The sequence below is a fragment of the Dyadobacter sp. CY312 genome (genome assembly GCF_021390535.1).
GTDB lineage: Bacteria > Bacteroidota > Bacteroidia > Cytophagales > Spirosomataceae > Dyadobacter.
In genome coordinates, this window is record NZ_JAJUXG010000014.1 from 76,831 (window position 1) to 101,321 (window position 24,491).

Below are 24,491 nucleotides of genomic sequence, written 5' to 3' on the forward strand. Positions count from 1 at the left end.
TTTCAACTTAACCTAGCCAGAAATCATGAAAACACTTCAAAAAACCAATTTGATCGTGACGAGTCTTTTGCTTCTGATTGCTGTTAGCTGCCAAGTAAAAGATATCAATACAATTGACAATCTGAACGTTACCAAAACCAGCGTCAATAGCTGGACTTATGACATGATGAACGACGGGTACTTTTGGTATAAAGACATGCCAGCCAGAAACGCTACGGACACATCCGATAGTCCGGATGCGTACTTCGAAAAACTGATTTACAAACGGCAAACACACGACCGTTTCTCGATGATCACCGACAATATTGACGCACTTCAGCAACAGTTCAACGGTATCATCAAAGCATTTGGCATACACTATCAGATGGCTTTCATCGATGAGGGCAAAGTCAACGTTGCAGCGTTCCTGAGCCATGTGAGCAAAGGCAGCCCGGCAGATGCCGCAGGACTAAAACGGGGCGATATTATCACAAAAGTGAATGGGACTGTTCTTACAAAAGATAATTATGCAACGCTGATAGGCGGCTCAGAAACCATTAGCATCAATCTGGGGAAATTAAACGGAAGCCAGATTGAGACTGATCCCAAAAACATCAGCATCACAAGAGCACAGATCAGCGAAAATCCGGTTGCATTTTCCAGCATTATTTCAAAAGGAAGTAAAAAAGTGGGTTACCTGGTTTACAACCAGTTTGTACCCGGAACAGACTCGGACAAAAACAAGTACGACAATGAGCTGCGCTCTATTTTCGCAGATTTCAAATCCGCTGGTGTGAATGAACTGGTGCTTGATCTGCGCCTGAACGGTGGAGGTTACATGAGTTCAGCGGTTACATTATCTTCGCTTATTGTCAGTAACTATTCAGCTTCGAAGGTCTTTTACAAGGAACAATGGAATGATAAATTTGATAAGTACTGGAAAGAGAAAAACGGCGCAGATGCTCTGACTTACAGGTTTCTTAACGAAAAAAACAACATTGGTAACCAGCTGGGCAGGATATTTGTACTGACGTCGCAGGGCACAGCGTCGGCCAGTGAGCTGATCATTAACGGGCTCAGACCGCACATGAATGTGGTCACAGTGGGCGATCACACGGCTGGTAAAAACCTGTTCGGCTCGCTGATCGGCGATGAAAAAAAACGCTGGAAATATGGTCTTTACATTATGCTTGGGCAAACTGTGAATGCCAATGGACAGTCTGATTATGGTACCAGCGCTGGTATTGCTGCAAGCAGGCCGGCAGACGACAGCAGGGTTCCATTTTTAGCTTTTGGTGATGAAAATGAAACGTTACTCAATGCAGCTTTAAAAGAAATGGGTATCCAGACCGGACAACCTGCAAGGTTGGCATCCCCGGAAAAGATCAGTCCCGTTTTACCAAGATCGGAGCGTGATACACCGGCAGCCTGGGACCAGCAAATGATCCGTGACGGAGCATTTGCTCCCAGTCCGATTGATATATAATTTGTTATGAAAATATTGCAACAGCAACTTTTGCTCAGATACAGCGAGAAAGTGGAATTTCACTTTCTCGCAATGTTTGTTTTCTTACTGACACTGGTACAACCAGGTTTTTCACAAAGCCCGGTTACCGGTGTTACTTACCCTGACAGTCTTCGCGAAGCACTCAAACGCTCGCCAGCGGACACGTCCCGGGTCAAAACCCTATTTTTACTGTCTGATTATTACAGTGATAAGGATACTTCCCTGGCATTGCGATATGTGAATCAGGCGGCGGGTTACAGCAAAAAAGACTCCTACCAGGCAGCATTGGCGCACTTTTACCGGGCAGGTGTGTTTTTTGATACCGACATGCAGAAAAGCGAAACAGGCTATCTGACGGCAGAAAAGCTATTGAGACATTTTCCGGGAAAGGAAGCATTGATATATCGCTCCCGTGCCTGGGCCAATTATGGCGCCTTGCAGCAAAGACAGGACAATGAGAAAATGTACGCGCAAGTATTGATAGAGCATTCCATTCCGCTTGCCATACAAGCTGGCGACAGCGCCCGCATAGCCAGAAATTACCAGAATCTGGGCATCATATTCTCCAACCAGATTGATTATCCCAAAGCTGAAAAGTACTTTAAACTCGCAATATCCATTTTGGAACGAATGGGCGCCCGATCGCTCGAACTGGTTGACTCCTACATATTCGGTGCCAAAAATTACCTCTATTTAAAAGACTATCCACCGGTCAAACCAATGCTGGACAGTGCCCAGGCGATATTGGCCTCGGATCCGGAATCGCCCTATTTTACTGACCTGTATCTGGTTGAAGGTATGTACTACTCGCGCCTCCGACAGTTCAGCAAAGCATTTGAAAGCTTTGACAAAGGGCTGGCTGTTTCAAAAAAACTGAACCGGCCTTATGACACGCAGAGTATCATGCTTCAAAAGTATTTTACCCACAAAGCGATGGAAAATTATCCCAAAGCGCTTGAAGTCATCAAACAGGTGGTGGCGCAGGAGGAAATATACCCCAGACGTAAAAACAGGATGTTATACTATTACGAACTGGCGCAAACCTCAGCCAAGGTTGGAGACATGAAGGGTGCCTACAACTGGCTGCATCAATATGCTGTTCTGGCTGACAGCGCCAGTGAAGAACGGATTAAATCAGATATTGCAGCACTGGAAGCGAGATACCAGTCAACTGAAAAGGAAAAACAGATTTATCAGCTTCAGGCCAAAAATGAAAAGGCCATTTTGACCATAAAAAACAACCGGCTCGTAAACTGGTTACTGGCTGTGGTCTGTCTGTTTCTATTGGCTGTCACGGTATTGGTATTGCTGTTTTACCGCAACAACAAAAGACTCTGGACCCAGCAAAAGCAGCTGCATGATCTCGAACTTCAGAAGATAAAACAGGACCACAGAATATCCATGCTCTCGGCTATGCTCGAAGGCCAGGAACAGGAACGCACGCGATTGGCGCGCGATCTTCATGACGGACTGGGGGGATTGTTAAGCAGTATCAAAATTGAACTTTCTCAGGTGGCCGGCCAGCCTAACCAGCAAATGAAAGTAGGAATTGACCGCACGTTGTCGCATCTTGACGACGCAGTGAACGAGCTCAGAAGAATTGCCCGAAGCCTGATGCCGGAGATACTAATGAAATACGGACTGGCAGAAGCAACGAGAGAGTTTTGTAAAAATTTAAAGGAAACCGGTGTAAATCTGATATGTCAGGTATTTAATTACACCGACTCGCTGCCTCAGGAAAAACAGGTGGTGCTCTACCGCATCATTCAGGAGCTGGTCAACAATGCGGTGAAACATGCCGCGGCAGACCAGATTCTTGTCATAATCCAGCAAAGCGGAGATACACTTTTTGTGACTGTGGAAGACGATGGCAAGGGTTTTGATACCAGTAAACCAAATAGTAAAACAGGGGCAGGTTTGTCCAACGTAAAAGCGAGAGCCGACTTTTTAAATGCGACCTTTGACATTCAGTCATCACCAGGTAACGGCACATCGGTAACTGTGGAATGTAAAATATAAATTATGAAAGTATTCATCATAGACGACCACCCTATTGTGTTGGACGGACTAAAAAATCTGTTGAACACAAGGGAAGAAATGCAGGTAACCGGCATGTACGACTTGGGCGAAACCATGCTTGCCGCGCTGGACGACAATGTTCCGGATGCGATGCTGATGGACATCAATTTACCGGATATCAATGGCATTGCGCTTTGCCAGAAAGTGAAGCAGAAATGTCCTTCTGTGAAGGTTGTGGCACTGAGCGTACACAACGAGAAAACGGTGATCATGGGCATGCTGCAAAGTGGTGCGAGTGCTTATGTGCTGAAAAATGCAATTGGTGAAGACATCATTTCCGCATTACACGCAGCCATGGATGGACAGATATACATGTGCCGCGGAACGCAAAAAGTACTCAGTAGCAATGAAGGCAGTGATTTGAAAGAAGTACCGCGCCTCACCCGCCGTGAAAAGGAAATTCTTCAGCTCATCGGTAAAGGATACACCACCCAACAAATAGCCGGAACACTTTTCATCAGCACGCATACCGTGGAAAGCCATCGTAAAAACCTGATGGAAAAATTTGGCGTTCCCAATACCGCGACGGTGATTAAACTGGCAACGGACTTTGGGTTGATGAATTAGAGGAAATATTTGAAACAACCATTAGATCTGGTCATTTTTTGTGATCGAATAATAACATTTGATCACCAACAATATATCCCTGCCCTAACAGAGGAATTGTGTCAATTATATCATACTGTCCTCGACTCTTATTAAGCTTGCGAATAACAAAAGAATCGCATAGATAGGACTCTTCAAAATCTCTAAATTTCTTTGTTGCTAAACTAAGAGATTTTGGAGACAAATTTCTCGCCACAGACATATGTGGCCTGCCATACTTGGTTTGCCACCCAAACAAATATTTTCGTCTGGTTTTGATCGTTAATTTCATATTAATATACCGGCCAGCTGCAATAATGGCTAGCGAAGAATTGGTCATTGGTTTTATAAAAAATGTCCCGCTCTTAGTAAAAGTGTCGTATCCAAAAAAACTTAGCTCGAATGGTTTTATTCCGGCGAGTATCCTGCGAAGTTCAGCCCTAATTTTTCCATAATTCTCCTCTGTTGCATAAAATAGAAACAAAGTCAAATGCGCTGCCGAATCTTGACTGCTGTACCAATCTTGCAGATGTTCGCGAAGTTCATTTTTTATTACCCTTACCCTATGAATTATATCTAAGTTAGGACTAATGCCCAAAGCATAAAGCTGTAACATGCATGTAGACGGATACAAGTATGAGAAACATGGTGGTCCAAATTAATAAAATTAAAAACCATAACTTGCATTCCAACCGGAAAGACTTATCTCCTCTACTTCACCGCCGTCGGAATCGTCACTTCCTTACCGATCACCACGTTATCAAACACAATCTTTTCAGCATTGGTAAAGCTGATCCCGTTTGCACAGGAATCGATCCTGACGTTGGTAAAATGAATATTGCTAACCTTTTTGGTTGGATAACCCTGTATTACCAGCCCGCCATTACTGGCCGTTTTGAATTTGAGATTTTCTACAAAAACATTGCTGATATCCGTTGCATGACCTTCCCCTTCGCCATGGTAATTGGATGTAATAAAAACACCATCCTCAACATCGCCAAACTCGACGTCATTGACATAAATATCCTTAATGAAGCCACCCCGATCCGCATTCGATTTTAAGTAGATCCCTCGTTTACAGTAACCTCCGTAGGTACAGTTCTCAACGAAAACATTCTGCACACCAGCAGACATTTCACTGCCTATCACCACGCCATGCAAACCTTTAAACCGGCAGTTCCTAATGATAATATTTTCAGAAGACAGTGCCGTTTTTCTGCCCTCATGATCACGTCCTGCTTTAATAGCTACGTTGTCGTCCGCATTATTGAAGTCGATATCTTCAATCAGAATATTTTTGGAGTATTCCGGATCGAAACCGTCGTTGTTTTTATTAAATGCATTAAACTTCACCTTCCTTGCGGTAATGTTCTGCGACTTCAAAAAATGGACAGACCAGAATGGAGAATTGGCAATGGTAACACCCTCAACCAGAATATTTTCGCATTCAAAAAACTGTATTAACTGCGGGCGCAAAAAATGACCTTCGCCAAACAAACGATCCTTAACAGGCACATCTTCATGGTTCATTTTCCGGCTCAGTTGTTGTGCAGGTTTCTGGCTATCGTACCATTTACTAAAACCCTGCTTACCGTTTCCATCGATAATTCCTTCACCAATGATTGCTACATTTTTAACCTGATAGGCATAAATCAACGGACTGTAATTGTGAATAAAAGTACCTTCCCAGCTGGTAGGCACCAATGGCAGATAGTCGGCAGCGTTGGTTCCAAAAACCAGTTTCGCTCCCTTTTGCAATTCAATACTGGTGTTATCAACGAAATGAATCGGACCATTCACAAGATAAATACCGGCAGGAACAACGATCTTGCTCCCATTCTTCTCCTTGCTCAACTTCATCGCCTGATCAAAAGCAGGTTTGTTGTCGGCCAACGAATCTCCCTTCGCTCCAAATTCTGTCAGCAATATGACGTTTTCCGAAATCTTTGGAGCAACAATATTCTTTAAAATCTCATCCCGTTTCTCGGTTCTGGTCATTTGTTTGGATTCTGTGGATTTACAAGAAATGAAACACATAGAAAGAAAGATGGCGGCGACGATAGGTTTCATTATTATATTTATTATCAAATGGTTAACACTGATAAGAGAGCCGACATCAGGAAATTGCATCCATGTTTAGCGAAGTCCAAATCTCTTTTTGTGCCATAAGGATCACCTAAGGTTTGTCTACTTAATGTTGGTTAAGTATTTCTGTCATGAACTTGGGATAAGTAGCTCGACTTTACTTGAACACAATTACGGGTGCCAAATCATTGGCATGCGATCAAACTTTAAGACCCAGCTAACCTACTTTTCAGAGCCTTTACTTCATTCTCTAAATGTTTTATGTATTCGCTCTGCTCCTGCAACAGTGGTTCTATTTCCTGTTCCGTGTACCTTGGCGTAATGTGCTGAGGACAATTCCAGTCATATGCCTTGATATGAAAAATGAGCATCCTTTCCGGACGGAATTTGTAGTCTTCCGGTTTTAGAAGCTCATAAAGATCAGGATTGTCTCTGATCTCTATAACTTCGGCCTGTGCATAAATCTTCAATCTGGCCTGCATCGGATAGGACACCAGAATAAGCGACACCCTCGGATTTTGGGCGATGTTACCAACGGAGATGTATTGGCGGTTTCCCCTAAAATCAACAATTCCAATAGTCTGGTTGTCAATAATTTTAACAAAACCTTTGGGGCCGCCACGATGCTGGATATATGGAAAGTCGTTATCCCCATACGAAGCCATGTAAAAGCTGTCCATCTGACCAACGAAACCTGCTTCCACCGCTGTCAAACCTTCCCTGAAACTCATTTTCTCCACCCGCTCGTAGGTATTGCGACTCCCCATCCTTTCCTGAATGGCCTTGATCCCTTCGGTAAATGCAAGTTTTGAGTAGTTCATGGCAATCGTATTTAGGTTGGCGTTGTTCACTTTAAAGCGACTGAATTTGTCGGATCATTTGGCTGGTGAATCCCCATTCGTTGTCGTACCAGGCCATCACTTTTACGAGGTCACCGTCAACAACACGCGTCATTTCCAAATCGACCGTTGCGGCAAAAGAACTTTTGGCAATATCAGAAGACACGAGCGGCTCGTCAGTGACAGCAACGACTTTCTCATACCGCTCCGCTGCTGCCTCTTCGGTAAGAATCTGATTGATTTCTTCAACCGTCGTCGGGCGCTCGGCGATAAAAGTAATGTCGGAAATCGAACCGATCGTAACCGGCACCCTCACCGCTATACCATCAAACTTGCCTGCATATTGTGGCAATGCCTTGGTCGTCGCAATGGCTGCACCCGTAGCTGCCGGAGCAAGGTTAATCGCGGCTGCACGTCCCATCCGAGGCTCTCTTTTGGAAGGCGCATCCACCAGTGTTTGCGAAGCGGTGTAGGCGTGTGTGGTATTCAAAATTGCTTTTTTGATACCAAGCCTGCGACCAAGAATTTCAATTACGGGACTGATGCTGTTGGTGGTACAACTTGCACAGGAGAAAATCGAAACTTTTCCTTCCTCGGTATTTACGCCGTGTACCACAGTCGGCGTATCCTTTGTCGGTCCTGAAATAACCACAAATTTTGCACCGGAATTAATGTGTTTTTCGGCATCCGCATTGTTGGTAAAAAAGCCTGTACTTTCAATCACCACATCCACACCCAGCGATTTCCATGGCAAATTCTCAATTTCTCTGATGCTGTGGTATTTTACCGGCTTGCCATCCACAATGATCGTATCACCTTCTACCTTCACTTCCTTTTCATATTTCCCGTAGTTGCTATCGTATTTGAGCAGATAGGCAGCGTTTTCAATGCTCATCAGGTCATTGACACCTACGAGTTCCAGGTCATTGTTTTCAAAAATGATTTTTAAAGCGGTACGTCCGATACGTCCAAATCCGTTAATTGCTATTTTTTTCATGATACTGTTTTGAGTAAAAAATCCTGTTGATTTAATGACTCAAATTTGCACCATATCCTAGTGGCTTTGTTAGGCAATAATTCCCGTTCAGTTGGCAATATTTCCTATTGTAGCAACGGCTGCTCCTGTTTCTCGCGGTAATGCCCGGGAGAAACTCCCTCCTTGCTCTTAAAGAAGCGGCTGAAAGTTTGAATATCCTCGTAACCCAGTTCATAAGCAATTTCCTTAATCGACAGATTGCTGTAATTTATCTGTCGCCTGGCATGCGTCATAATCCGGTCGTGGATAATGTTTAATGGTGTTCGGGATGAAACAAGTGCAAAGAGATTGGAAAGTGTTTTTGGTGATTTGTTAAGCTGAGAAGCATAGAATGCCACGTTGTGATGAGAAGCAAAATACTTATCGACCAGATAATTAAATTCCCGCACAATTTCACCCTGGGTTCTGTCGAGTTTGTTTAAGTTGTTGGATTGTCTCAATATCCTTACCGAAAGTATCAGCATGCGTTTCAACATGGCTTGCAACATATCCTGCTGCAAAATATCCGCTTTGCTCATCTCTGACCTGAAAATTTCCCAGGAAAGCTCAAAGTCCCGAATCCTGGTTTGGTCCACCGTAATGACAGGCACACCTGCGGCACCAAAGAACAAAAGCCCCTTACTGCCTACTTCATTGTCATGATTGACAACACAGTAGAACGGCTGATTAAACCTGACCATCCTGGCAGCTTCAATTTCTATATAATCAACCCTGTGAAATTCTGTCAGGAAAATGATCTGGTTTTTGCCAAGCTGAAAATGAACCTTGTCAATGGTGATGTCCATCCGGTCGGCGACATTCCAGATGAATGTCATGTCTGTTTCGCGCACATTGCAAACTACCGGACTATCCTCCGGACCTAACTCATAAAGACCCAGGATTTCGTTCGAATTTTCAAAAATCATAAACACTTTTTTGTATCAAAAATAGACTAGTATATTGACATATCAAGGAGATGACAGAGTTGGAATAAATCCGGACTTCGCAAAAACCTCATTGGTCTTTCATGTGACAAACACATTGTAGGTGTATCTGGACGTATTTTACTCTACCTTTTCATGTTTGGATATTAGCCTTCGATGTAACCACTAAACCTTTTGTAAATAAAAATTATCAGCTTAGGTATATTTTTATGTTCTTGAAAACCTGTTCAAATCAAGCCTGACTATGTCACAACTTATAACCTGCCGAACCTGCAAACAGCAAGTATCATACAATGCCAAATTTTGTCCCAATTGCGGAGAAAGAGAACCCAGCGCATTTGTGTATAAATGGAGCACGATCATTTTTGCCATTCTCTTTTTGATTCTGGTGATTTACGGGATCTACACGTTCGCATTCTAGGTCTGTCAACTTCTTAGATACAGATATTTCCAATTCCGTGAATAATGGCATAACAGCCGAGGAAGCAAATAATGCGGAAATCCTTTTGTCTGATGGTTACAAAATCGAGCCGGTAGCAAAGGGTTCCACTTACCCGACAGGCTGTGAAACAGGTGGCCCGGGCCCGCATGTGATAGAAGCGGGTTACAGCTGCGGTGAAGAATGGACGGAGCCCTGGTTTATGAACGATGCCATCTTTTACGAGCACCTGCACTTCTTCCTGACTGACTTTTTCAAATTTGCCGCTTTTATATTCGGCCAGGTTGAGACCCTTCCGAAACACCAACGCACAAACCAAAATCATAATACCGAGCAACACGCCAAGTTAAGAAATCTGCATTGCCTTTGAAACAATTGCCCCGGGTGTCACCATTACCTCCAGTTAGACCCCATCCGCTTCCCCGTCATCCTTACGACGATCAGTAAGGCCATGTACACAATGGAAGTTTGCGTCAGTACTTCTAGCAGAAACTCCGGCAGTGCCTCCCCAAATAGTATTCGCTTCCAGTCCCAGGGGGATTAAAATCTTCTTTTTTTATAATTTTTAAAGACAAGACGTAATTCGTGAAGTTGCTTCCATCATTTACGCATACCCGGCGGCGACCAAACCTGGCGATAATGCGGCTGATTCTGCACAGAAGAAAATAGTATCTGATCATAATTTAACTTTCCTTTTGGAAACTGCTATCCAAAGTAAAGTAATTTTACACTAGCTTTGTACACAGTCAATTCAATTTTAGAATAAGTACAAAACGGAACACACGGCTTAATAAATACCAGGTTCTGAGCACGTATGCATCATTCATGTCCTGATATTTTCAAAATCACCACAACGATTTGTTCCGATTACCATCCCGGTTTAAATCGGTGGCTTAATAAATAAAACAGAAGTATGACAAACAAGTATTCAACCTCCGGCAAACAGATGCTGCTCGGCCTGCATCTGGGCAACGGATACGGATCACAACCGGGAGCCTGGCGTATGCCGGGAGTAGATCCGGAAAGTTACACCAGCTTTGATGCCCGTGTGAAGCAGGCGCAGGCGGCAGAGCGCGGTAAATTTCAATTTATATTTTTACCTGATGGTCCCGGTGCGATCATGTCCGATATCGGTACGGAATCACCCGGTTTTAATCTCGATGTGATGATGACCCTGGCTGCGGTGGCACGCGAAACGAGTCGTATAGGTTTGGTTGCCACCGGGTCTACCACCTTTAACGAACCTTTCAATCTGGCCAGGCAATTCAAGGCGCTCGATATCATGAGCCACGGCCGGGCAGGCTGGAACGCCATCACATCAAGCGGCGAGGATGTTGCTGCAAATTATGGAAGAAAAATTCCTTCAAGCGAAGACCGCTATGGCCGTGCCCACGAAGTTATCCAACTGATCCAGGCTCTTTGGGGAAGCTGGGGAAAAGACGCCTGGGTACACGATCAGCAAAGCGGCCAGTTTGCAAAGAAAAATCAGATCCTTCCCATCAACTTGCAAGGAAAATACGTCGGTTCACGTGGACCTCTCTACATCCCGCCATCCGAGCAGGGACAACCTATTATCTTTCACGCGGGTGGTAGCCCCAATGCACACGAACTGGCCGGGCGTTTTGCCAATGCGGTGATCGGCGCGGCATTTTCCATTGAAGATGCCCGTGCGCAACGTAACGCATTCAGAGAGGCTGCCAAACGTTACGGCCGCGATCCGGATGAGATAAAATACATTCCCGGACTAATGACCACCATTGCAAAGGACAGGCGCACAGCACTCGACCGACGGATTCAGCTAACCGGGCATACGTTTCGCCAAAGGGTGAGCTACCTCCAGCAAATGTTGGGCACACCGCTTGATGTGAACCGGCTCGATGAACCCCTATCCAAAGATCAGCTGGCTGATGCCCGTCCATCGCGCTACGACCCACGCTCGGTCAACGCTTTAAGGATTGCAAAGCAGGGATGGAGCCTGAAAGACATTCTGGCTCACGGGGTGATCGATTATCATCCTGTGATTGTGGGGCCGGGGATAGAAGCCGCGGATCATATGCAACAGTGGTTTGAAGCTGGTGCGGCTGATGGCTTCTGGATTTCGGCAGACGTGAACGCAGACGGGATTGATGCCTTTGCAGATGAAGTGGTCCCGATCCTGCAAGCGCGAGGACTATTCCATCAGGATTACGAGGGAAAAACCCTGCGTGAACACCTCGGCGCACCGGATCAGTATGGAATTGATCCCCGTGTCACAAACAATTAGAAAAGAAAAAGCAAATCAAATACAACAATCATGGAAATAGGAATTATTGGATCCGGTAACATAGGCAGTGCACTGGCCGGTTATTTAACAGCACTTGGACATCACGTTCTGATTGCTAACTCACGCGGACCGGAATCACTCGGCGACATCGCAAATAAAACGGGCGCGATACCTGTCCCTACAGAAGCGGCTATAAAAGCCAAAGACCTTGTCATCATTGCTATTCCAAACAAGGCCGTGGTCAATCTTCCCAAAGAGATACTTTCTGCTTCAAAGGCCATAGTTCTGGATGCAGGGAACTATTACCCTTCACGCGACGGACAAATCGCTGAAATTGCGAACGGCATGACCGACAGTGAATGGGTTGCAAAACAGATTGATCATCCGGTGATCAAAGCATTTAACAACATTGTTGCACCGAGTTTAGCTTCCAAGACAACCATTGCAGGAAGTCCCAACCGGATTGCATTGTCCGTTGCCGGAGACGATTCAGAACAAAAACAGACTGTGATGAAGCTCATTGATGCCATCGGATTCGACGCAGTTGACGGCGGCGAGCTTTCTGAATCGTGGAGACAGCAACCGGGCGAGCCTGCCTATTGCCGGGATCTGGATAAAGAAACCCTTAAATCTGCGTTGGCACAGGCAGATAGCCGTAAACGCGCTGAAAACCTGGCAAACGCGGATGAAATGGCACGCCCGTATTTATAGGGTGTCAGCTGGAAGTCAGAATTTGCAGAAGAAAATGCCAAAATACGGCAACCGGTTTTACTGCTTTTGATAGCTTCATAGCAGCTGACAGCTCGTAAAAACGTTTCATTATCGCCTACTTTTGTATCATAATCGTGGCGACCTGATAGCCGAACTTTGTCATTATAAAATTTAAAATTAACGTGATGACAAAAACAATTTTTATAACCGGTGCATCCCGCGGGTTTGGCAGGATTTGGGCGGAAGCATTTTTACAACGCGGCGATAATGTCGTTGCGGCGGTTCGCAAGCCGGAAACATTGACGGAACTTGCACAAGAATTTCCAGTGAACCTATTGGTTCTAAAACTTGATGTAACGGATAAAAAGGCAAGTTTTGAAGCGATAGAAGATGCAAAAGCCCACTTCGGCAGTATTGATGTATTAATTAATAATGCAGGTTATGGTCAGATCGGAGCCATTGAGGAATTAAGCGAGCAAGATGTAAGATCACAGTTTGAAACAAACGTGATGGGTTCATTATGGACCATACAGGCAGCTTTACCAATGATGCGTGCGCAAAAATCCGGGCATATCATCCAGCTTTCCAGCGCACTTGGTTTAAATACCGTTACGCTAATGGGGCTATACAGTGCCACGAAATTTGCCATTGAAGGTCTGACAGAAACACTGGCTGCTGAGGTGAGTGATTTTGGCATCAAGGTATCCCTCGTAGAGCCAGGGCGCTATGATACCGATTTCTCCGGTTCGCACTCTCTTGCCCGGAGTGAGTCGATCTCTGTCTACGATAATATGAGAAAGGTATTTTGGGATTATGCTGATCAGGAAGATTCCGGCAAACCTGCAGCAACAATCAACGCGCTTTTCGCATTGGTAGATTCGGAACAACCGCCACTGAGATTGATACTGGGCAAAACTGCCTATCCATGGGTAAAAAACACCTATGAGCAGCGCCTGAAAACATGGGAAGCATGGCAGGATATTTCTGTGGCAGCACACGGTTAACATGTTCAAAAATAACAGAATCCGGCGGATCCGGATTCTGTTTTACTATTTCAGGCAATGCACCATTTCAAAAAAATAAGCGAGCTCCATGAAGCTCTTGGTATAGAGCCACCTGAGCACCCGCTTTTCAGTGCGGTTCATGGTGAACGAAATACATGCACCGGAAACACGGAACTCGAATTTTCCTCCGCTTTTTACATTATCGGATTCAAGAAGTTAAAGTCGGGTAGTATGCGCTATGGGAAAACGGAATATGACCATGACCGGGGGTCTATGTCGTTTACAAAGCCACAGCAACATGTCACCTTCAAAAACGTGGAGTTACAGGAAATGGGATTTCTGATTATTATCCATGAAGACTTTTTACCCGGAACTGTCCTTTACATTGAAATCAGGAAGTACAGCTATTTCGACTATCAGGTCAATGAGGCATTACACCTTTCACCGGCGGAAGAAAACATCATCTGGAATCTTTACCACAGTATAGAAAAGGAGAACAATAACAATACCGACGAGCTCAGTAAGTCTATCATTATCAGTCAGCTCGACTCGATGCTCAAATATGCACAGCGTTTTTACAAAAGGCAATTTATCAACCGTACCCATCTGACCGGTTCAAAATTGGCGCAGTTCAATGCACTGCTCGCCACTAATCTCGCAGAGCGTAAAACAACCAACGCCGGTCTTCCCACCGTATCTCTCATGGCAGACAAACTTCATGTTTCCGCCCGCTATCTGACGGATCTGCTCAAACAGGAAACGGGAAAGACTGCCTTGGAACTTATCCATCTTTTTTTGATTGACGAAGCAAAAAACCTGTTGACAGAGGGCTCACTTAACGTCACGGAAATTTCCCGGTTACTTGGCTTCGAAAACAACACTTACTTTTCCCGTTTATTCAAAAAAGAAGTTGGAACAACCCCAAATAAATTCAAAGACAGTTTGTTAAATTAATCATATCCAATTTCGCAGTGCATCGAAATATTTAAATTTCGGTCACATCACAATCACTCCGACCTTAAAGCCTTCACCGGATTCATGAGTGCCGCCTTCACAGATCTGTATCCAACGGTCATGATCGCGATAAAAAATGTAATTCCGATCGATGCTGCGAAAATCGATGCACTCAGATCGATGTGATATCTGAAGTCGGCGAGGTACTTTTCCATAAGCCACCAGCCGATGGGAGCTGCGATGATGAAAGCAACCACCAGAAGCTGGGCGAACTGCCTTCCAAAGAGCCATACGATACTTCCCACACCTGCACCAAGCGTTTTACGAACTCCTATTTCCTTTGTTTTTTGCGCTGCCATGAAAGAAATGAGACCGTACAGACCCAGGCAGCCAATGAAGATGGCAACGGCTGCAAATACCCACATCAGTTTCAGCATCAGCTCATCGGTTCCGTAAAAATATGTAAGATGGTCATCCAGAAACTGGTAGGAATAAATGTACTCGGCATTGCTCTCATTCCATGCTTTTTCCAGAGCGGTCAATGTCGCGGGCATATTTTGTCCGCTGATCTTGAGTGCCACGCGCGCGTAATGGTCAGACCTGGTCGTAAGGCAAACCGGTTCAATTTTAGAACGGAATGAAAAATTATGAAAGTCTTTCATCACCCCTACGATGATACCGTTGGTGCTATTGATGGTCACATTTTTCCCAATTGCCTCCTCCGGTTTCACGCCCAGTTTTTTCACCGCTGTTTCGTTCAGCAGATATTCTCTGACGGTATCAGAGGGACTCAGATTGCGACCTGCCACCAGCTGCAATCCAAACATGGATACATATTCAGGATCACCGGATTTTAGAAAGATCGTGAATTTCTCCGGCTCGGAACGTGAATCGTAACGAATGCCCGTGTCAAAATTTCCGTCTGGCGATGCAGGAGGAGCCTCGAAGAATGCGATTTTTTCCACTTCGGGCAGTTGGGATAGCCGTGCACGAATCGCACTTGTTTTCGCGGGGCTTGTTTCAGGAACGGGCAACATCACGATTGCATCCTTTTTAAAACCCATGTCAGTTTCCGTGTTGAACCGCATCTGGCTGGCAACTACAATGGTACCGATCAGCAGCGTTTGCGAAATGGCGAACTGTGTTACAACCAGACCTTTCCGTATGGAAATGCCACCAGCCTGACGCTGCGTGAGCTTGCCTTTCAGAGCTGTAATTGGCTGAAAACCTGCGAGTACCAGACCCGGATACGAACCAGAAATAAATGTAACGACCACAAGCAGGCAAACAAGGAAAATGGGTTGGGTCAGACCCGAAAATAAATCGATACTCACCCGGGTAGACAACATCTCGTTCATGTAAGGCATGCAAAGATATGCGAGTGTGACAGCGAAAATGAACGCGATTGAGGTTATAAGCGCAGTTTCGATGATGAATTGCCAAAAAAGTTGCGATTTCATACCACCCATCACTTTCCTTACACCAATTTCCCTGCTGCGGCCCAAAGCCTGAGCCGTGGCTAGATTAATGAAGTTGACGCAGGCCGTTATAATTAAAAAAATGGCAATCATGGAAAGGGCGATCAACTGACTTTTTGCAATAGCTCCGCCAAATTCCTGGTTCATGTGAATGTCCGAAAGTGGTTGCAGCTGATACCGGAAAGCTTTTGCATCCTTCGCATTGTAATACTTTGTGGAAATCCCGGCCATCGCTTTCTGCGCCTTTTTGACGTCTGTACCTGCCTTCAGCATTACAAAAGCCTGTGTGCCACTGTAAATGCCACCCCAGCTGTTGAGCCATGGCTGCGTTTGGCTGATGGTGGTATAAGAAACGAATATTTCCTGCCGTATGTCAGTATTTTCAGGAAGATCTTTGATGATGCCGGTGACTGTAAAATCGGTCTTATTATCTACACGAAACACTTTTCCGATGGCATCTTCACCATGAAAATACTTGTTGGCGAGCTGCTCTGTGATAACCGCAGTGTTGGGCTGGGAAAGCATTGTTTTCCTGTTGCCGGAAATGACGGAGAAATCCATTATGTCAAAAAACTGTGGTTCGGTATAGGCTATACCATCGCCGTATTTTTCCTTATTTCCGGTTGTGGTAATGGATATGGTCGCTCCAAAATTAATGAGCATCGCTGCTTTTTCAACGAAGGCAAAATCCTGCCGCATAGCCGCTGCAATAGGTTGCGGAACCGTTCCGTATTTACTGACATTTTCATTGTGAAGTTCGGTGGTAACCCGGTAAATACGGTCTGCCTTCGCATGAAACCTGTCAAAGCTCAGATGGTAATTAACGAGTGCAAAAATAAGGATACCACAGGTTATCCCCAGCGTGAGCCCTAGCACATTGATGAGCGCATAAGACTTGTGGCGGACAAGGGTGCGCCGGGCGGTGGTCAGGTAGTTTTGAAGCATGGCTGTTGTGGCTATGGATGTTCGTGGTCGGTCGGTACGTTTTGATAAAATGCGCTTTTTTAGAAAGTAAGGTCTCGAAAATTTCAGCACTTCGGCAAAATATCTTCTCCTGGCTGCTGTCTCCCCCATCCTGCTTATGTCCGATTCAAATTGTTCCTGCAGGTCGCCCTTAAGCTCTTCGAAAAGCTCAGGCGGACACAGGAGTTTGAACAGCTTGTCAGCCCAGCGTGGCGGCCCTGATTGATTGTGGTCTTTCATGATTGCGCGGGGTTTACAATTACGTTCCAGAATTGATTGCGCACCTGCTGAATTTCAGCCAGCATCTCACGACCTGAGGCAGTGACGCTGAAAAGGCGCTTTTTCCTTCCTCCACGGCTAAGTGTAGCTCCACCCATTTCAGAAGTTAGGTAACCTTTTTCTTCAAGTCTGTACAAAGCAATGTGCACAGCGCTCAAACTAATGGTACGGTTAGCTCGCTGACGCAGTTCCTCAGCAATGCTCACACCGTAGGCACCACCATTGAGAACGGTGACCGCAAGCAGCACAAGCTCTTCAAATTCGCCTAAATATGATCTTCCCATTTTGCAATATCGATTATATTACTATTTGCTAAACAAATAGCATACCTGAGCAGATTATATTTATAACTGACACGTAGTCAGCTAAATATATTATTATTAAAAAAAGTCTATGTCCGAAAATGAACATAGACTTTCATGAGTGGACAACCTGCTCCTGGCTGCTCACAAACAGATCGGGAATCGAGGAATCGGGAGAAAGATAAACTCCCCGCCGCGCCGGTGGCTCACCTCCAGTTAACGGTCTATTAAAGAAAATTCTATAAAATTACTGGTAAGAAACCCTGTACATCACCCCCATTTGTATCATCACAGAACAACAGTGCGCTATTTTTGTGCACCGCTAACCCAACCAGTCGTCCGAAATGTGCCTTGTTGTTATTGACTGTGAACCGTGTCACAAAATCATCAAAACGAACCATTCTCAAAGTGACAAAAACAGTTTTCTTTCTCTTTATGAAACCTGAAAGACCTAATCAAAAAGTGACGGATATCCTTGTCAGGTGATTTTCAGATTCGATCCATATCTTCAAACCCAGCAGCGCCGTAATTTCCTTGACAAGTATTAAGCCGATGCCTGTGCCGGGAGATTCATAACTGCTTACACTGTCAGATTTCAGAACGGCACTTTCATTGATCCAAAACATCACACTTTCGGGAACAGGGTTCCCCGCATTTTCACAGATAATCTGAGCACGACCATTTGTCACACAAGCCTTTACGGCAATTTCACCTTTAAAAGTGTGTTTGTTTGCATTATCAATCAGGTTGTGAACAATAATGCCGAGCAGGTTCGCATTACTGGGTACGGTTACCGGAGCGTCACATTCTACCAGTAGCGTGTTGTTATTGTTTTTGATAAATCCGTCAAAAAGTTCTGCTTTCTGGCGGATCAGTTCGGCTATATTGACTTCTTCTATTCTGGTGATCTTTTGCTGGACAGGCAGTTTTGTAAAGTCGAGCAGATTGTTAACCAATCCAAACATGGTCTGCAGTGACTTGCGGAGTTCGAGGCTGTAGGCTGCTACGGTCTCATAATCCTGCCTGAGCAGAAGCTCGTTAATTTTTTCCGCCACAATGATCAGATAATGGAAAGGCCCGCTTATATCATGCGTGATGGAAGCAACCAGTCTTGACTGAATATAAATCTGATGTTCCAGTTCCTGACGTGTTTTCTCCAATGAGCCCAACGCCTGGCGCAATGCTTTGGTACGTTCTTCTACAGCCCGCTCAAGTAACACATTTTCTACTTTCACCTTTTCAAGTGCAAGTCTTTCATTTTCGATGCGCTGATGCCGGACCTGCTGGTCTTTCCGTAGATAATGGGCTGCGGGAATCAGAATAACGCTTAGGAGCACTCCGCGACTTGCAAGCATCAGGATGCTAATACTTATCTGGCTTTGTGGCGTTCTGAATGGAAAATCCTGAAAGAACGGATTGAAGGTAAAATAGAACAGATTAGACAAAATGCAACAACCAATCACCGACAAAAACAGCCCGGGCCAGCCTGGCCGGCGGTTCTGGAAATAGTTGATTGAATACCAGCAAGCCAGACTCATAAGAAAAATGACGAACTCAGAACCTGCCAGATTAACGGGATCTGCCAGTTGGCCTTCAGAAATCCTGGCCGGTAAAATAAACAGTGGAATGGCGGCGGCCACAATAATTCCTGCCCTGTGAAGATGTTTATTCATTAATTCGATTGTCGTGGGAGTAAAGGTAGTGCTGAATATCCATCTGAAACTCTGACGAAAATCATATTCAGCGGTTCTGGTACTGGTTTGGAGATAAAATCGCTCCTTTCTACCGGGATTAGCGGATAAATATTCTCAGCCGCGCTTTATCCTGCATTTTTAATGAAGTTTAAATCATCTGCAAACGATTCATCCGGCTCTATGACAAATATGTTTAGTAAGTTCGCAGCATCACGTCTCAACAATTATGCTTAGGAATACTTCCCTTTTAAAATACTTCGATAATGCCACGGCCCTTTTGAGATCACTCCGGGGAGAGGTCAGCGATTTTTCCCTTCAGGCCAGAATATATCACTCGGTTTGTCTGGCTACAATACCGGTAATGGTCTATGTACTTTTATTTAGCGTGCTCAATGGATTAATGACTGCTGCGCTCATCACGTTTTGCGCCCTTCCTTTCCAGGCAGCACTTTTTTACCTGTCACGTTACCGGGGTAAAACAACCCTTTCATTTAATTTATACACGACTTTAATACATCTGTTTTTCGCATTTAATTTTACGATTAATGCCGGTATTTCGGGACCTACGCTGCTATCCTTTTTAAGTGTATACTTTTTGGCGCTGGCCATTTCACCAAAGAAATATTACCTGGTCTGGACACTGTTAAATTTCAGCATGGTTGGCATGCTTGTGATCTGCGAATTACTGATTCCGGATTTTGTTACAGGGAACTATGAGAACAAAACGCAGCAAGTGATCGACTGGATGTCCACTTATGCCGTAACGATGATTCTGCTTTTCGCTTCAATTACCTACATTATTTCAAACTATCGGAAAGAAAGAGAGAAGGTTGAACTGTGGGCGATTGAACTCGATCACCTTCACGAGGAAAAGTCAAGGCTGATTGAGGTCATTTCCCACGATTATCAGACGCCCCTGACAACCATTAGACATTACCTGGAAGCGATACAGCGTTTTGAAATTGAAAGTGAGACCAGAAAAAATCTGGAAGCCGAGCTTACCAATACACTTGCCAACACTCAGAACCTGCTTCAAAATATACTGGAACCAGCAAGGCAAAGAAGCTCATCAGGTGAGATGGCGCAGAGGTTCGTTGTAACCGAGGCGCTGCGACCTGTTCTTGTTGTTTATAAAGACATAGCAAGCCGAAAAAATATCGCTTTATCAATTAACATCCCGCACAACCTGCATATCACAACCCAAAAGAATGCCTTTTCGGTGGTGGTTAGAAATTTACTTAACAATGCAGTAAAATTCACCAGAGAACCCGGCTGGATCAGTTTCAGATATACATCAGAACATGGCAACGATGTTTTCACGGTGTCTAATTCAACATGCATAGAAGATCCGCACAAACAGTTAGCCATCCAGGCCTATCTTAACAATGAACAGAATGAGATACACACACTTGGAATGAGCATCATCAGGCAGCACACATTGGTAATGAATGCGACCATTGACTTCCACAGTAGTAAGAGCAACGGTACGGTGTTCAGACTGTCCATCCCGAGAGTCGAAAAATCTGATCGTTGAAAACGCCGGGTTTTAAACCGTCAGCTCACATCAAATTCCAAAAATGTCTTGAGATTGATGATGTTTTCAACTCTCGTCTTTTTAAATATTGTGCGTTTGAACGTGCTCACTGTTGATGGTCTCAGATTAAGCTCACGTGCAATTTCACCGGGCCGCATTCCGTTGACAAGATGTTCCGCTACAATCCGCTCCTTTTCGCTCAGTGCAACAAAATTGGAAGCACGGGCTTTGCCCGACTGAGAAAAATGATTAAGCAGTAACTCGGTTGCGAAAGAATTCAGATAATGCTTCCCCTCCACAACAGCTTTGATACAATGTGCAACTTCATCAAGCCCGTCTTCCTTTAATACCAGCCCCATCAGCCCGAGTTTGAGCGATTCCAGAATAAATGCCGCATTGGCAATGTCAGCATATACAACTACCGGCACCGATGGAAAATATTTTTTACAAAGGCTGATTTTTGCAAGGTGTGAATCTTCTGAACTTTCATACAGACCCAGTATAATAACATCGAGTTTTTCGACAGAATGGCTGCTGACAATATCCCGGATTTGTGATGAATAAACGACACTGATCTTCTCAGCCTGCTGTTCCAGAAAAATCTGCAACCCGATGCATATTGCAGGGAATTTTTCAATTAATCCTACTTTGATCATTATTTTAGATTTACCTTTTAAAAACTCGTTTTTGTCGGTGTAATTACCCGACATGTATAAAATTACCGAACGGAATTAATCGCCCTGTTGACAAAACTGGCTACTCTATCAAAATAGGTAGCCAGTTTTGTATTATGGTCCCACATGCTTTCAAAGTTTAGCATACAGAAGCCAAGACCAGATTTTCGGAGAATTTTAACGGTTTACAAGGATCTTTTTGGATTGAACCTTACCGTCGGTTTTTGTGGTCTGAACATAATAGATACCGCTTGCCAGATTTTTCACGTCAATACCTTTATCGGCCGATACGATTGGTGATGTGTACACCACATGTCCGTTTGAATTAAAGATCGACACGTTTTTGTAGCTACCAGACTGCGGCGCTTGTATAAACACTTCTTCCGCAACCGGATTAGGGTAAATCGTTAGCACTGCCCCATCTTCCGTCAGCGATGTGCTCACAATCCTGCTGTATGCAAAGGAGCCGTCCAGATCAACCATTTTAAGACGGTAATAGCTTTTGCCTGCCACAGGGCTGTTGTCCTGGAAGTAGTAACGTTTTAACTGATCACTTTCCGCAGCGGCAGCTTTGTTACCTATCAAATCCCAGTTTTTTGCATCAATACTTCTTTCTATTTCAAAATAATCTGAATTTGTTTCAGTAGCCGTTGCCCACTCTACCGCAACCAGCTGATTGTTTTCAGTTTCAACAGCCTTTGCAGAAAAAGAGGCAAGCTTAACCGGCAATGGATTGGAAGCATATGTATAGGTAAGGCAAACACCTGCGGCTGCATCTGTTGTGAGTACAAAAGAAGCGTTGCCACTCGTTGAGGTTGTGCTGGTAAGCGCGTCTGCTTTTACCGAAAAGCTAACATCGCCCGTTCCTGTATAAGACGCGGGAGCAGGTGATAATAAGGAATTAAGCGTATGACCTGATGAGATGTCGTAATAAGTAAGTTTTTGATCCGGAGCCAGCGTAATGCGCTCATCTTCAAATCCTCCTGCAAAACTTTTCGCAGTCTCTAAAAGCAGGCGTGGCCTGTTTGAAGGACCGGCGATAGCTATGCTTGCACCGATATCCAATTTTGAATAAATAGTCTGGGATTCGGGACCCGCTGTAATTTCGAATTTAGGATTAATTACCGCAGCCGAGTAAAATACAGAAACACTGTTAAGCACGGCTCCATTCACCGATTGCGCTTTGGCAACTTCAATGTTTCCGGTCCAGTTTGTGGCCTGTGTTGCAGATACGTTGCAGTTGGTGATTGTATTTTCGTTTCTTGTCAAAACCAGGTCTTCCAAATCGTTGGCACCTGCGATCACAGTAAGCGGAGCCGACGGATTACCACTTGCTCCCGAAAATCCGGCTACAGGATATTCGTATGTGACGCGGTAAGTAACACCCGACTGTCCCGTAAGCATGAAATCGCCCGTGCTGTTGCTGATGGCGTAAGAAACTGGTACATCGTCCAATCCGGACTCGACTCTGGAAAGTATTGCCACAATCCCCGGAAGGCCTTCACTGGAACCGGCAACTGTAACTTTGCCATTAACCATGGCGTCGTGATCGGTTTGGTGGTTTGGCGCAGGTAAAATGGGCAGTATTTGTGCAGACGTGCTGGCTGCTGCCAGCAATACCATTAGAAAATTGATGACTACTATAATTTTTTTCATAAAAACTGAATTAACAAATGTGTTGGGCGAATAAAAATAATCTTGGTTAGTAGTTCCCATCTCCTCATAGCCGGGTTCATGAAAGGGAAATTGGATAAAGCCGGAGACGAAGAAGTATGGACATACTTTTCTAACATCCGTTTATATCCCGGATGTTAAAATTTCAATATTTAATCAGGTGGGAAATTGAATCCGAAAGAATTTTCACTAGTACAAATTCGATCATATTTCGATCTTACACCTGCTTCAAAAGTAGACTAAATAATAGATGGTTTCAAGAAACAATGGCTTAAAAATGTCATTTTGGGGACATATCTAACAATTAATCAAATTAATACTACTATAAAAAATATAGAAATCATGTTAAATATGTAGAACAAATACCTCCTATACAATATTCACCGGATATTAGATTATTCCCAGCCGACGCATTTTGAACATACATTCCACCAGGACAGTCGCAATACGTGAGCGGGCGGCAAAAACTGCTTCGGATAAGAAAATCTCAAACAAAAATGGACACAGAGTAAATGGCAGCACCACACCCACACCGGTAAACTATTCCGACAAATTAATAGCCAGCATTCTACACTAAAATTCTATATATCTACATTAAATATTCATCCAAATAATCAACCTTTGTTATTTAAAATCCTACGGACAGTTTCAGCCGCTCCACACACACGACTAACAGAGCAGAACAAGCTGATTTACCAGCTCAACCTTACTCAACCACAGCCTGAATATCTTAATTTCCAATGAATGCACTTATTATTGAAGATCATCCCCTGATCGTTTTAGGGACAACAATTACGATACACGATATCAATCCCAAGGCAAAAATTCATACCGCAGCAAATTTTCCGGAGGGATTGGCTATAATAGGTAAAGAAACAATTGATATCGTTATTCTTGATATTGATATACCGGGAAGCGAAAACCTGAAAATGGTGGAAACCATCAGGAATCTAAAACCAAAAACGTTAATTCTGATTCATTCGGCTTACGACGAGGAGTTGTATGCCATTCCTTACCTACAAGCCGGTGCAAATGGCTATCTGTCCAAACAATCATCACCTGATGAGTTCAAGACTGCTTTGAAAACTGTATTGGAAGGTAAAAAATATCTGAGCTATAAAATGCAGCAGATACTTGTCGAAAATAACGGGGAGAATGATCTGACCAAATACCTTACAGCCAGTGAATTTCAGATCATGCAGCTGCTTATCGATGGCAAATGGACAAAGGAAATTGCCTACATGCTTAACCTGAAACAAAATACGGTGAGCACGTTCAAAAGAAGAATTTTTGATAAACTGGGCGTACGAGACGCCATAGAACTTTCCAGGAAAGTGGCATTGATGAACATCAACAAACTAGCCTGAGCAATGCAAGAGTTTGAACTTCCCGCCCTGAGAAGTTTAACATTTTACATGCACTATTAAACCTGAATTGATAAACGGTTGAAACCCTTAGTGCAAGTTTCAACCGTTTATAATATTTAATA

At 44.2% G+C, this 24,491-nt stretch carries 21 protein-coding genes; 11 read left to right on the top strand and 10 right to left on the bottom strand.

Annotation, left to right across the window (positions count from 1 at the left end):
• Nucleotides 1–25: 25 nt before the first annotated feature.
• The 3 genes from LZG71_RS19985 to LZG71_RS19995 are packed head-to-tail and all read left to right on the top strand — an operon-like array spanning nt 26 to nt 4,132.
• Nucleotides 26–1,465, top strand: a complete 1,440-nt coding sequence (locus LZG71_RS19985) for a S41 family peptidase (RefSeq protein WP_233823331.1) — start codon at nt 26–28, stop codon at nt 1,463–1,465.
• Nucleotides 1,466–1,471: 6 nt separating this feature from the next.
• Nucleotides 1,472–3,505 carry an ATP-binding protein gene (locus tag LZG71_RS19990; RefSeq protein WP_233823333.1) on the top strand — a complete coding sequence of 678 codons (2,034 nt, stop codon included), beginning with the start codon at nt 1,472–1,474 and terminating at the stop codon, nt 3,503–3,505.
• Nucleotides 3,506–3,508: 3 nt separating this feature from the next.
• Nucleotides 3,509–4,132, top strand: a complete 624-nt coding sequence (locus tag LZG71_RS19995) for a response regulator transcription factor (RefSeq protein ID WP_233823335.1) — start codon at nt 3,509–3,511, stop codon at nt 4,130–4,132.
• A gap of 31 nt (nt 4,133–4,163) precedes the next feature.
• On the opposite strand, the gene LZG71_RS20000 is transcribed toward LZG71_RS19995, so the two are convergent.
• From LZG71_RS20000 to LZG71_RS20020, 5 genes are all read right to left on the bottom strand, one after another.
• Nucleotides 4,164–4,766: a 2'-5' RNA ligase family protein gene (locus LZG71_RS20000; RefSeq protein WP_233823337.1), complete on the bottom strand. Its 603-nt coding sequence runs from the start codon at nt 4,764–4,766 to the stop codon at nt 4,164–4,166.
• A gap of 95 nt (nt 4,767–4,861) precedes the next feature.
• Nucleotides 4,862–6,148 carry a glycoside hydrolase family 28 protein gene (locus LZG71_RS20005; RefSeq protein ID WP_233823339.1) on the bottom strand — a complete coding sequence of 429 codons (1,287 nt, stop codon included), beginning with the start codon at nt 6,146–6,148 and terminating at the stop codon, nt 4,862–4,864.
• 293 nt (nt 6,149–6,441) lie between these two features.
• The gene (locus tag LZG71_RS20010; RefSeq protein WP_233823341.1) at nt 6,442–7,056 is read right to left on the bottom strand and encodes a pyridoxamine 5'-phosphate oxidase family protein; all 615 of its coding nucleotides are present in this window, start codon (nt 7,054–7,056) and stop codon (nt 6,442–6,444) included.
• A 31-nt stretch (nt 7,057–7,087) separates the two neighbouring features.
• Nucleotides 7,088–8,071 (bottom strand): type I glyceraldehyde-3-phosphate dehydrogenase, encoded by a 984-nt coding sequence (locus LZG71_RS20015; protein ID WP_233823343.1) that lies wholly within the window; start codon nt 8,069–8,071, stop codon nt 7,088–7,090.
• Between the two features lie 104 nt (nt 8,072–8,175).
• On the bottom strand, nt 8,176–9,015 hold the full coding sequence (locus tag LZG71_RS20020; RefSeq protein ID WP_233823345.1) for an AraC family transcriptional regulator: 840 nt from the start codon (nt 9,013–9,015) through the stop codon (nt 8,176–8,178).
• Nucleotides 9,016–9,277: 262 nt separating this feature from the next.
• Here LZG71_RS20020 and LZG71_RS20025 point away from each other — a divergent pair, with 262 nt between their 5' ends.
• The 6 genes from LZG71_RS20025 to LZG71_RS20050 all read left to right on the top strand — a co-directional run bounded on the left by LZG71_RS20025 (nt 9,278) and on the right by LZG71_RS20050 (nt 14,404).
• Entirely contained in the window at nt 9,278–9,454 is a 177-nt protein-coding gene (locus LZG71_RS20025; protein WP_233823347.1) for a hypothetical protein, read from the top strand.
• A 37-nt stretch (nt 9,455–9,491) separates the two neighbouring features.
• Nucleotides 9,492–9,842, top strand: coding sequence for a hypothetical protein (locus tag LZG71_RS20030; RefSeq protein ID WP_233823349.1), 351 nt, complete (start codon nt 9,492–9,494; stop codon nt 9,840–9,842).
• Nucleotides 9,843–10,385: 543 nt separating this feature from the next.
• Nucleotides 10,386–11,735, top strand: coding sequence for an NtaA/DmoA family FMN-dependent monooxygenase (locus tag LZG71_RS20035; protein ID WP_233823351.1), 1,350 nt, complete (start codon nt 10,386–10,388; stop codon nt 11,733–11,735).
• 30 nt (nt 11,736–11,765) lie between these two features.
• Nucleotides 11,766–12,446, top strand: a complete 681-nt coding sequence (locus LZG71_RS20040) for an NADPH-dependent F420 reductase (protein ID WP_233823353.1) — start codon at nt 11,766–11,768, stop codon at nt 12,444–12,446.
• Between the two features lie 185 nt (nt 12,447–12,631).
• A complete protein-coding gene (locus LZG71_RS20045; RefSeq protein ID WP_233823355.1) occupies nt 12,632–13,450 on the top strand; it encodes an SDR family NAD(P)-dependent oxidoreductase in 819 nt (272 codons plus the stop codon).
• A 57-nt stretch (nt 13,451–13,507) separates the two neighbouring features.
• A complete protein-coding gene (locus LZG71_RS20050; protein ID WP_233823357.1) occupies nt 13,508–14,404 on the top strand; it encodes an AraC family transcriptional regulator in 897 nt (298 codons plus the stop codon).
• Between the two features lie 53 nt (nt 14,405–14,457).
• Here LZG71_RS20050 and LZG71_RS20055 read toward each other — a convergent pair whose 3' ends face one another.
• The 3 genes from LZG71_RS20055 to LZG71_RS20065 all read right to left on the bottom strand — a co-directional run bounded on the left by LZG71_RS20055 (nt 14,458) and on the right by LZG71_RS20065 (nt 19,099).
• Nucleotides 14,458–17,085 (bottom strand): ABC transporter permease, encoded by a 2,628-nt coding sequence (locus tag LZG71_RS20055; protein WP_233823359.1) that lies wholly within the window; start codon nt 17,083–17,085, stop codon nt 14,458–14,460.
• The gene (locus tag LZG71_RS20060) at nt 17,082–17,408 is read right to left on the bottom strand and encodes a PadR family transcriptional regulator (RefSeq protein WP_233823361.1); all 327 of its coding nucleotides are present in this window, start codon (nt 17,406–17,408) and stop codon (nt 17,082–17,084) included. The genes LZG71_RS20055 and LZG71_RS20060 overlap by 4 nt, the downstream gene beginning before the upstream one ends.
• A 473-nt stretch (nt 17,409–17,881) precedes the next feature.
• Entirely contained in the window at nt 17,882–19,099 is a 1,218-nt protein-coding gene (locus LZG71_RS20065; RefSeq protein ID WP_233823363.1) for a HAMP domain-containing sensor histidine kinase, read from the bottom strand.
• A gap of 247 nt (nt 19,100–19,346) precedes the next feature.
• On the opposite strand from LZG71_RS20065, the gene LZG71_RS20070 reads away from it, so the two are divergent.
• Nucleotides 19,347–20,654, top strand: a complete 1,308-nt coding sequence (locus LZG71_RS20070; RefSeq protein ID WP_233823365.1) for a HAMP domain-containing sensor histidine kinase — start codon at nt 19,347–19,349, stop codon at nt 20,652–20,654.
• Between the two features lie 20 nt (nt 20,655–20,674).
• Here the strand turns inward: LZG71_RS20070 and LZG71_RS20075 are convergent, their stop codons facing one another.
• On the bottom strand, nt 20,675–21,364 hold the full coding sequence (locus tag LZG71_RS20075) for a response regulator transcription factor (RefSeq protein ID WP_233823367.1): 690 nt from the start codon (nt 21,362–21,364) through the stop codon (nt 20,675–20,677).
• A 141-nt stretch (nt 21,365–21,505) separates the two neighbouring features.
• Nucleotides 21,506–22,984 (bottom strand): T9SS type A sorting domain-containing protein, encoded by a 1,479-nt coding sequence (locus LZG71_RS20080; protein ID WP_233823370.1) that lies wholly within the window; start codon nt 22,982–22,984, stop codon nt 21,506–21,508.
• 758 nt (nt 22,985–23,742) lie between these two features.
• On the opposite strand from LZG71_RS20080, the gene LZG71_RS20085 reads away from it, so the two are divergent.
• Nucleotides 23,743–24,369, top strand: coding sequence for a response regulator transcription factor (locus tag LZG71_RS20085; protein WP_233823372.1), 627 nt, complete (start codon nt 23,743–23,745; stop codon nt 24,367–24,369).
• The last annotated feature ends 122 nt before the right edge of the window (nt 24,370–24,491 follow it).